Below are 8,957 nucleotides of genomic sequence, written 5' to 3'. Positions count from 1 at the left end.
CAAATTAGCTCTTACAATTTTAAAACATAAGTTGGGAAATAAATTTACTTCATTTCAATATTCTATTCATTGAGAAGGTTGCAATTTAATTCTAATAGTTTACAAAAGGATCAGTGATTAATTGCACTGTTTTTATTTTTTACAAAACGCTTTATAAAGCTATTTATTGAAGTTAACGAATCAATTTTCAGAGCAAATAAAAAATCGCAAACCTGAGCTTACGGTGGGGATAATCTTTTTTGAAATTTTTAAACAAAAAAGGAGCATTTAAGCTCCCTCATTTGAAATAACGGACACTTGGCTGCTCGGTGTACCCAGCATCTCAGATACCTTTTTCAAGGTGCGGCAGGAACCTTTCTGCCCTCAAATGTCTTTCGTTAACGTTATTCTAGCACTATCTACTTTTTTGTCAAACTTTCTCAATCTACCAGACTTAATCAGGATTTATAAAGCTCTATTATTCGTTAGATACTCAATTTTAACTTTTCCCTTTTCCTTAAAATAATAGTATAATAGAGGTAGAATTTAGAATCGAGGTACACCTATGGCTGTAAAATTTACAAAACGAGACGACTTGGACAAAATGTTTGAAGAGTTTGCGAAACTCCCTGATTTGAAACAAGTCACTTTTCCTGATGACAAAGAGAAAAAAGCCAAAGCAGAAAAGAAAAACTAGATGACTGCTTTCCAACAACTCCCGTCTAGTGTGCTTCAGACTGGGGCTATTTTTCTCTCTATTATCATTGAAGCCCTACCCTTCGTTCTGATAGGAAGTATTGTTTCAGGGCTGATTGAGGTTTATATCACACCTGAAAAGGTTTATCATTTTCTCCCTCGAAATCGTTGGGGGAGAATCTTTTTTGGGACCTTTGTCGGGATGCTTTTCCCTTCTTGTGAATGTGGAATCGTCCCCATTATCAATCGTTTTCTGGAAAAGAAGGTTCCCAGTTACACGGCTGTTCCCTTTCTCGTAACAGCGCCTGTTATCAATCCTATTGTTCTCTTTGCGACCTATTCTGCCTTTGGCAATTCCTTCCATGTCGCCCTGTTACGAGCTCTAGGTTCCATTGTAGTAGCTGTTATACTTGGGATTTTTCTGGGATTTTTCTGGCAAGAACCGATTCAAAAAGAAAATCGGTTGGCCTGTCATGAGCATGATTTTTCTCATTTGAGCTCTGCAAAAAAGGTTTTTCAGGTTTTTGTGCAGGCCATTGATGAGTTTTTTGATACGGGGCGTTATTTGGTATTTGGCTGTCTCTTTGCTTCTATGATACAGGTCTACGTTCCAACTCGGATTCTGACCTCTATCAGCGCAACCCCTCTTTTTGCCATCCTGCTCTTGATGCTTTTGGCCTTTCTTCTCTCTCTCTGCAGTGAGGCGGATGCCTTTATCGGTGCTTCTCTACTCTCTAGTTTCGGTTTGGCACCAGTTCTGGCCTTTCTGGTGATTGGCCCAATGCTGGATATTAAAAATATTCTCATGATGAAAAATTACTTGAAAGCACGATTTATCAGTCACTTCATTATGATTGTGACTCTTGTCGTCTTAGTGTATTCTCTCTTGATTGGAGTCATCCTATGATTCGATTTTTAGTTTTAGCTGGCTATTTTGAACTGACCATTTATCTCCATCTGTCAGGCAAATTAAACCAGTACATCAACATGCACTATTCCTATCTTGCCTATATTTCCATGGTGCTTTCCTTTATCTTGGCAATCGTTCAATTGTATATCTGGATGAAGCAAGTCAAAACCCATAGTCATCTGAACAGCCGATTAGCGAAGGTAACGAGTATTGCTCTTCTGACCATTCCAATTGTCGTCGGTTTAACTTTTCCAACTGTTAGCTTGGATTCTCAGACCGTTTCAGCCAAAGGCTATCATTTCCCCTTATCAGAAGGCACGGATCAAGCCATTCAGACAAGTGAAGGTACGACAAGCCAATATTTGAAACCAGATACCAGTTCTTATTTTTCAAAATCAGCCTATGAAAAGGAAATGCGTACGGCGGCGGATAAATACTTGTCCCAAGATAGTATTCAGATCACCAACGAAAACTATATGGAAGTCATGGAGGCTATCTACGACTATCCAGATGAATTTGAGGGCAAGACAGTCCAGTTCACAGGTTTTGTCTACAATGACCCCAGTCATGCCAATAGTCAATTTCTGTTCCGCTTCGGCATTATTCACTGTATCGCAGATTCTGGTGTCTATGGATTGCTGACCAAGGGAAATACCCGTCAGTATGAAAATAACACCTGGATTACAGCCAAAGGAAAACTAGTCAATCACTACCATAAAGAACTCAAACAAAACCTCCCAACCTTGGAAATCGACAGCTTTACCAAAGTCGATAAACCAGAAAATCCCTACGTGTATCGCGTGTTTTAAAAAGCAAACCAAGTTCATAAAAAACTCTAAGCAGGCAGAGCCTGCTAACTCATGACAGAAAAAGAAGTTTATCTTATAATGAAGATGAACAATACCAATCCATAGTGTTTAATAGGGCTTTTCCTAGCCTCTACAAAAAACTGGATGAACAAGAGTCGTGAAATAACTCTAATATGCCTTGAGCATGAAAATATCTTACTAGTAACCTCTTGTTCTATTGTTCAAATAGTTAACAGGAGGTTTTTATAATGGAAGTTATGATTGAAACTCGTTGTGGAATTGATGTCCACCAAAAGTCTATCGTTTGTTGTATTCTAGATGGTCTACTAGATACTAATAAGCCAAAGAAAATTCAGAAGAAATTTGGGACAACTACTGTAGCTCTTCACAATGCCTTAGATTGGATGGTATAGTTGCTTAGTTTAAAATAACCAGCTTATAATAAAGCTATGGCATTTAGATTACATCAAAGAAGGACACAGCCATGTCGAGGCAGCTAAAGTTTTGATGTTGGCGTCAAAATTCTCTTCACGTGGGAAAAGAAAGACGTGAACAAGGACACTTAGAGAGGAAAAAGCGAGTCGTCAAAAAGCGGAAGATCTCTTTAGAAGAATTAAAAGCCTTTGTAGAGGCTCATCCAGACGCTTTTTTACGGGAAATTGCGGCACATTTTGACTGTGTTGTTCCTTCAGTATGGGCAGCTTTAAAGCAGATTAAGGACACTAGAAAGTCGCTGAGTTTCTTGATATTTTGGATAACCTAAAAGATTTACCAGTCGTATATATTGACGAAACAGGGATCGACCGCTACCTCTATCGTCCTTATGCACGCGCTCCTAGAGGGAAGAAAGTCTATGAAAAGATTAGCGGACGGCGTTTTGAGCGGACTTCAATTGTTTCAGGACAAGTAGACGGAGAGTTTATAGCTCCCATGATTTACAAGGAAAGTATGACGAGTGATTTCTTTGTGGAGTGGTTCAAAACGCAGCTCTTGCCTGATTTGAAGACACCTCATGTTATTGTTATGGACAATGCTAGTTTTCGTCCCAAACATATCTTGGATGAACTGTGTATCCAAGATAGACACTTTTTCTTACCTCTAGTATCTTATTCACCAGATTTGAATCCTATTGAGCAAACTTGGGCTATCTTGAAAAAGAAAGTGACGGATTTATTAAGGGAAGTTCCAAATATTTTTGAATGTTTGGAACGCTTTTTTAAAACTAAATGACTATAATTATAAAATGCTTATTGATTTTGATTTAAAATGAGTCAAAAAGCCGTTTTAAAGCGGTTTTTTTGTTATAATGAAGTGAAGATTTATCGATATAAAAGGAGAAAACCATGACATTTGGAGAAATTCTGCCTGGATTAAAGGCTAAGAAAAAATATGTACGAACTGGTTGGGGAGGTGCTGAAAACTATGTCCAACTTTTTGACACTATCGAGCAAAACGGGGTTGCACTTGAAGTGACACCTTATTTCCTAATCAACGTTTCTGGCGAAGGAGAAGGTTTTTCCGTGTGGAGCCCGACACCTTGTGATGTTTTGGCGACGGATTGGGTAGAAGTGCATGACTAGACGTGTATTGATTACGGGTGTGAGTTCAGGCATTGGATTGGCTCAGGCTCGCCTTTTTTTAGAGAAGGGCTTTCAAGTTTATGGAGTTGACCAAGGTGAAAATCCAGTTTTAGATGGTGATTTCTACTTTTTACAGAGAGATTTGACCTTGGACTTAGAGCCTATTTTTGACTGGTGTCCTCAGATTGATGTTTTGTGCAATACTGCTGGAGTTTTGGATGATTACAAACCACTCTTAGAACAAACAGCGCAGGAAATTCAAGAAATTTTTGAAATTAATTATATGACTCCTGTTGAGTTGACTCGCTATTATTTGACACAAATGCTGGAAAATAAAAAGGGAATCATCATCAATATGTGTTCCATTGCTTCGAGCCTAGCAGGTGGCGGTGGACACGCCTATACTTCTTCGAAGCACGCCTTGGCAGGCTTTACCAAGCAGTTGGCTCTAGACTATGCTGAAGCTGGGATTCAGGTCTTTGGTATCGCTCCAGGAGCAGTCAAGACAGCTATGACTGCTGCGGATTTTGAGCCAGGTGGTTTAGCGGACTGGGTGGCTAGTGAAACACCAATCAAGCGCTGGATTGAGTCAGAAGAAGTGGCAGAAGTCAGTCTCTTTTTGGCCAGTGGAAAGGCATCTACCATGCAAGGACAAATCTTGACAATAGATGGTGGCTGGTCTTTGAAGTAGGAGGAGTTGGATGGATATCAAAAATCACTGATCCTAAAAAAAATAGGTTAAACCTTCCTGGTAGTAGTCAGCAACTTGGTGAAGGACTGACGGAAACGCTGACTAGAGAAGTTATGGAAGAGACAGGATTTACTGTTAGAAGCTATTCCAAAGAAAATGCATTGCCACTAGTCTTGACGGTCAAAGCAGAATTATTAGGATTTCCAGAACTTGACAATACTTCTTACATGAATTGGAAGGTGAATGATGAGAAACCAACTTGCCCTTAGTGGCGAAAAACTTGATGAAAAAGTTTACCCACAACTATTTCATCATGTTGGCATGATTCGTGGGGAATATTTGTTGAGAGAGCTTAATCAAAACATCATATTAGCAAGTTGTCAGCAATTTGTAAAAGATTATCTAGATACTATCTGTTCCTTGTACTCAGATGAGGAGATCTGGTATCGTTTTTCTGAATTAACGAATACAGAAGCTAATTGTTTAAAGGCGACTAAAGAGTATTTTGATGAAAATCATCCCTTATTTGGATATAGAGGAACTAGGCGTTTGCTGGCGTGTCCGGATGAATTTCAGGCTGAAGCACATGTCGTTACAGAAGTTTATAAAAACAATCCCAATCTATCTGTTATTTTTCCTTTTGTCAATGATGCTGAGCAGTTAAAGCAAGCTATTACAGTATTGCGTCAGCATGGTTTTACTGGGAAAATTGGCACGATGATTGAATTACCGTCAGCGTATTTTGACTTGGACAGCATACTGGAAGCTGGTATTTCCAAGATTGTAGTTGGAATGAATGATTTGACTTCTTTTGTTTTTGCGACTGTGAGAAACAGTCAATGGCATGATATGGAAAGTCCAATAATGTTAGATATGCTAAGACAGATGCAGGATAAAGCAAGGATGAAAAAGATTGATTTTGCTGTAGCAGGCTATCTGAATACTTCTTTCATACAAAAAATGAATCAGATGGGTATCGAATGCATTATCCACTATAGTTCTATTCCAGAGATTTTTAATTTAGAGATTGACCATCCAGATCATCTTAAACACATAAAAGAAGAAAGTAAAAAATTACAAAGGAGCACCCATGACACCGCAAGAAATATGGAATGCCTACAAGCAAATCAACCCCTCTATAGGAGATGAAATCGATGCTTGGGCTTTTGGAGTGGAACCAGACCTTTTAGCAGATTTGGTTTTAAGAGGCGAAAAGACTGCAACAGCATCAGCCTACGATCTCTATGCACTAGAAGCCGAGTCTCTTCCTCAAGAAGGAACTTTTGATGTCATTTTAGATAGTCAAAATCAGGCTGTCTGTATTGTCGAAATTACAAAGGTTTCTGTCCAGCCCTTCAATCAAGTTTCTGCTCAACATGCCTTTAAGGAAGGAGAAGGTGACAAATCCCTAGCCTATTGGCGTCAGGTTCATGAGGATTTTTTCACAGACTGTTTGGGTGAAGTAGGACTGACTTTTACACCTGAAAGCAAGGTTTTTTTAGAAGAATTTCGCAAGGTCTACCCACTGTAGGCTATTAGAAGGAAGAAAGTTTTGGAAATCGCTGTCCAATCCTTTTTTCTCCAGCAAAACATGATATAATAAGTTTGTTTGAAGAAGAGCTTTAGCTCTTAAACTTAGATAGGAGAAAACTATGCAAGCAGTTGAACATTTTATTAAGCAATTTGTTCCTGAACATTATGATTTATTTTTAGACTTGAGTCGTGAGACCAAGACTTTTTCAGGAAAGGTGACCATCACTGGTCAAGCACAGAGTGACCGTATTTCCCTTCATCAAAAAGACTTGGAAATCGCTTCTGTAGAAGTTGCAGGTCAAGCTCGTCCATTTACAGTTGACCATGACAATGAAGCCCTTCATATTGAACTTGCGGAAGCAGGTCAAGTTGAAGTGGTTATCGCTTTCTCAGGAAAAATTACAGACAACATGACAGGGATTTACCCTTCTTATTACACAGTTGATGGAGTCAAGAAGGAAGTCTTGTCAACTCAGTTCGAGAGCCATTTTGCGCGCGAAGCCTTCCCATGTGTGGATGAGCCAGAAGCTAAAGCAACTTTTGATCTCTCTCTACGTTTTGACCAAGCAGAAAATGAATTGGCCTTGTCTAACATGCCAGAAATCGATGTTGAAAACCGTAAGGAAACAGGTATCTGGAAGTTTGAGACAACACCTCGTATGTCTTCTTACTTGTTGTCCTTTGTTGCAGGTGATTTGCAAGGTGTGACGGCTAAAACTAAAAACGGTACTCTTGTAGGTGTCTACTCAACCAAAGCTCATCCATTATCTAATCTTGATTTCTCACTGGACATCGCCGTTCGCTCTATCGAGTTTTACGAAGATTACTACGGAGTTAAGTACCCAATTCCTCAATCTCTCCACATCGCCCTTCCTGACTTCTCAGCTGGTGCTATGGAAAACTGGGGTCTTGTGACCTACCGTGAAGTTTACTTGGTTGTGGATGAGAACTCAACCTTTGCCAGCCGTCAACAAGTTGCCCTTGTTGTAGCCCATGAATTGGCTCACCAATGGTTTGGGAATCTCGTAACGATGAAATGGTGGGATGACCTTTGGCTCAATGAAAGCTTTGCTAATATGATGGAGTACGTCTGTGTGGATGCTATTGAACCAAGCTGGAATATCTTTGAAGATTTCCAAACAGGTGGAGTACCTCACGCTCTTGAACGCGATGCGACTGATGGTGTTCAGTCTGTTCACGTCGAAGTTAAACATCCAGATGAAATCAATACGCTCTTTGACGGAGCTATCGTCTATGCCAAAGGAAGTCGCCTCATGCACATGCTTCGTCGTTGGTTAGGGGATGCTGATTTTGCCAAAGGTTTGCATGCTTACTTTGAAAAACACCAATACGGAAATACTATTGGTCGTGACCTTTGGAATGCTCTCGGACAAGCTTCAGGACGTGATGTTGCTGCCTTTATGGATTCTTGGTTGGAACAACCTGGTTATCCAGTTCTCACTGTCAAAGTTGAAAATGATGTCTTGAAGATTTCACAAAAACAATTCTTCATCGGTGAGAACGAAGATAAGAACCGTCTCTGGGTTGTGCCACTAAACAGCAACTGGAAAGGCTTGCCTGATACACTTGAAACTGAAAGTATCGAAATCCCTGGCTACGCAGCTCTTCTTGCTGAAAATGACGGAGCTCTTCGTCTCAACACTGAAAATACAGCCCACTACATTACAGACTATCAAGGAGGCTTATTAGATGCTGTTCTTGCTGACCTAGTTGAGCTTGATAACACAAGTAAACTGCAAATCGTCCAAGAACGTCGCTTGCTTGCTGAAGCAGGGCACATTTCTTATGCTGACTTGCTCCCAGTTCTTGATAAACTTGCTAAGGAAGAATCTTACCTTGTCGTTTCAGCTGTTTCTGAAGTAATTTCTGCTCTTGAGCGCTTTATCGATGAAGGAACAGAAGCTGAAAGAGCCTTCAAAGCCTTGGTTGCTAAATTGGCTCGTCACAACTATGACCGTCTTGGTTTTGAAGCTAAAGACGGAGAATCAGATGAGGATGAATTGGTTCGTCAGTTGGCTGTTTCTATGATGATTCGCTCAAATGGTGCAGAAGCTAGTCAAGTCGCTAGCCAAATCTTCGAAACACACAAGGAGAATCTTGCAGGACTTCCAGCAGCTATTCGCTCACAAGTTCTGATTAATGAGATGAAACATCATGAGACCAAAGACTTGTTAGCACTTTATCTTGATACTTATACTCACGCAACAGATGCTGTCTTTAAACGCCAGTTGGCAGCTGCTCTTGCTTACAGTACAGATGCGAACAATATCCAAACCTTGATTGCTTCTTGGAAGGACAAATTTGTGGTCAAACCACAAGACTTGTCTGCTTGGTATTACCAATTCCTAGCTCACCAAGTAACTCAGGAAACAGCTTGGTCTTGGGCGCGTGAAAACTGGGCTTGGATTAAGGCAGCTCTTGGTGGAGATATGAGCTTTGATAGCTTTGTTATCCTTCCTGCACACGTATTTAAGACTCAGCAACGCTTGGCAGAGTACAAGGAATTCTTTGAACCGCAACTTTCTGACCTTGCTCTTAGCCGTAACATCGGTATGGGAATCAAGGAAATTGCAGCGCGTGTTGACTTGATTAACCGTGAAAAAGCTGCAGTGGAAGCAGTCGTTCTTCAATACGGAAATTCATAAATGAGCCTAAAATAAAAAGAAAACTCAGCTATCTCATGTAATACTCTTCGAAAATCAAATTCAAACCACGTCAGCGTCGCCTTGCCGTACTCA

At 40.2% G+C, this 8,957-nt stretch carries 10 protein-coding genes and 1 pseudogene; all 11 read left to right on the top strand.

Features of this window, described 5'->3' with window-relative positions; all coding sequences use genetic code 11:
- Positions 1-544 precede the first annotated feature (544 nt).
- The 11 genes and pseudogenes from QZ359_RS04070 to QZ359_RS04020 all read left to right on the top strand — a co-directional run bounded on the left by QZ359_RS04070 (position 545) and on the right by QZ359_RS04020 (position 8,864).
- Positions 545-676, top strand: a complete 132-nt coding sequence (locus QZ359_RS04070) for an SPJ_0845 family protein (protein WP_000268685.1) — start codon at positions 545-547, stop codon at positions 674-676.
- Positions 677-1,582 (top strand): permease, encoded by a 906-nt coding sequence (locus tag QZ359_RS04065; protein WP_023942490.1) that lies wholly within the window; start codon positions 677-679, stop codon positions 1,580-1,582. It abuts the gene before it with no gap.
- Positions 1,579-2,394, top strand: coding sequence for a TIGR03943 family protein (locus QZ359_RS04060; RefSeq protein ID WP_023942492.1), 816 nt, complete (start codon positions 1,579-1,581; stop codon positions 2,392-2,394). Before QZ359_RS04065 ends, QZ359_RS04060 begins: the two co-directional genes overlap by 4 nt.
- Before the next feature lie 248 nt (positions 2,395-2,642).
- Positions 2,643-2,807, top strand: a complete 165-nt coding sequence (locus QZ359_RS04055; protein ID WP_203175416.1) for a hypothetical protein — start codon at positions 2,643-2,645, stop codon at positions 2,805-2,807.
- Positions 2,808-2,832: 25 nt separating this feature from the next.
- Positions 2,833-3,624, top strand: a pseudogene (locus QZ359_RS04050) (IS630 family transposase).
- A 113-nt stretch (positions 3,625-3,737) separates the two neighbouring features.
- A complete protein-coding gene (locus QZ359_RS04045; RefSeq protein WP_293960770.1) occupies positions 3,738-3,974 on the top strand; it encodes a DUF2829 domain-containing protein in 237 nt (78 codons plus the stop codon).
- On the top strand, positions 3,967-4,665 hold the full coding sequence (locus QZ359_RS04040) for a 3-oxoacyl-ACP reductase (protein WP_293960767.1): 699 nt from the start codon (positions 3,967-3,969) through the stop codon (positions 4,663-4,665). The genes QZ359_RS04045 and QZ359_RS04040 overlap by 8 nt, the downstream gene beginning before the upstream one ends.
- On the top strand, positions 4,650-4,934 hold the full coding sequence (locus QZ359_RS04035) for a hypothetical protein (RefSeq protein ID WP_219966945.1): 285 nt from the start codon (positions 4,650-4,652) through the stop codon (positions 4,932-4,934). The genes QZ359_RS04040 and QZ359_RS04035 overlap by 16 nt, the downstream gene beginning before the upstream one ends.
- Positions 4,912-5,814 carry a putative PEP-binding protein gene (locus tag QZ359_RS04030; RefSeq protein ID WP_219966944.1) on the top strand — a complete coding sequence of 301 codons (903 nt, stop codon included), beginning with the start codon at positions 4,912-4,914 and terminating at the stop codon, positions 5,812-5,814. Before QZ359_RS04035 ends, QZ359_RS04030 begins: the two co-directional genes overlap by 23 nt.
- Positions 5,756-6,196 (top strand): ASCH domain-containing protein, encoded by a 441-nt coding sequence (locus tag QZ359_RS04025; RefSeq protein WP_219966586.1) that lies wholly within the window; start codon positions 5,756-5,758, stop codon positions 6,194-6,196. The genes QZ359_RS04030 and QZ359_RS04025 overlap by 59 nt, the downstream gene beginning before the upstream one ends.
- Positions 6,197-6,317: 121 nt before the next feature.
- Positions 6,318-8,864 (top strand): M1 family metallopeptidase, encoded by a 2,547-nt coding sequence (locus tag QZ359_RS04020; protein ID WP_293960736.1) that lies wholly within the window; start codon positions 6,318-6,320, stop codon positions 8,862-8,864.
- The last annotated feature ends 93 nt before the right edge of the window (positions 8,865-8,957 follow it).

The organism is Streptococcus sp. (assembly GCF_019414905.1).
In the GTDB taxonomy this organism is placed as follows: Bacteria; Bacillota; Bacilli; order Lactobacillales; family Streptococcaceae; genus Streptococcus.
This window is presented reverse-complemented; position numbering and strand designations above follow the sequence as displayed.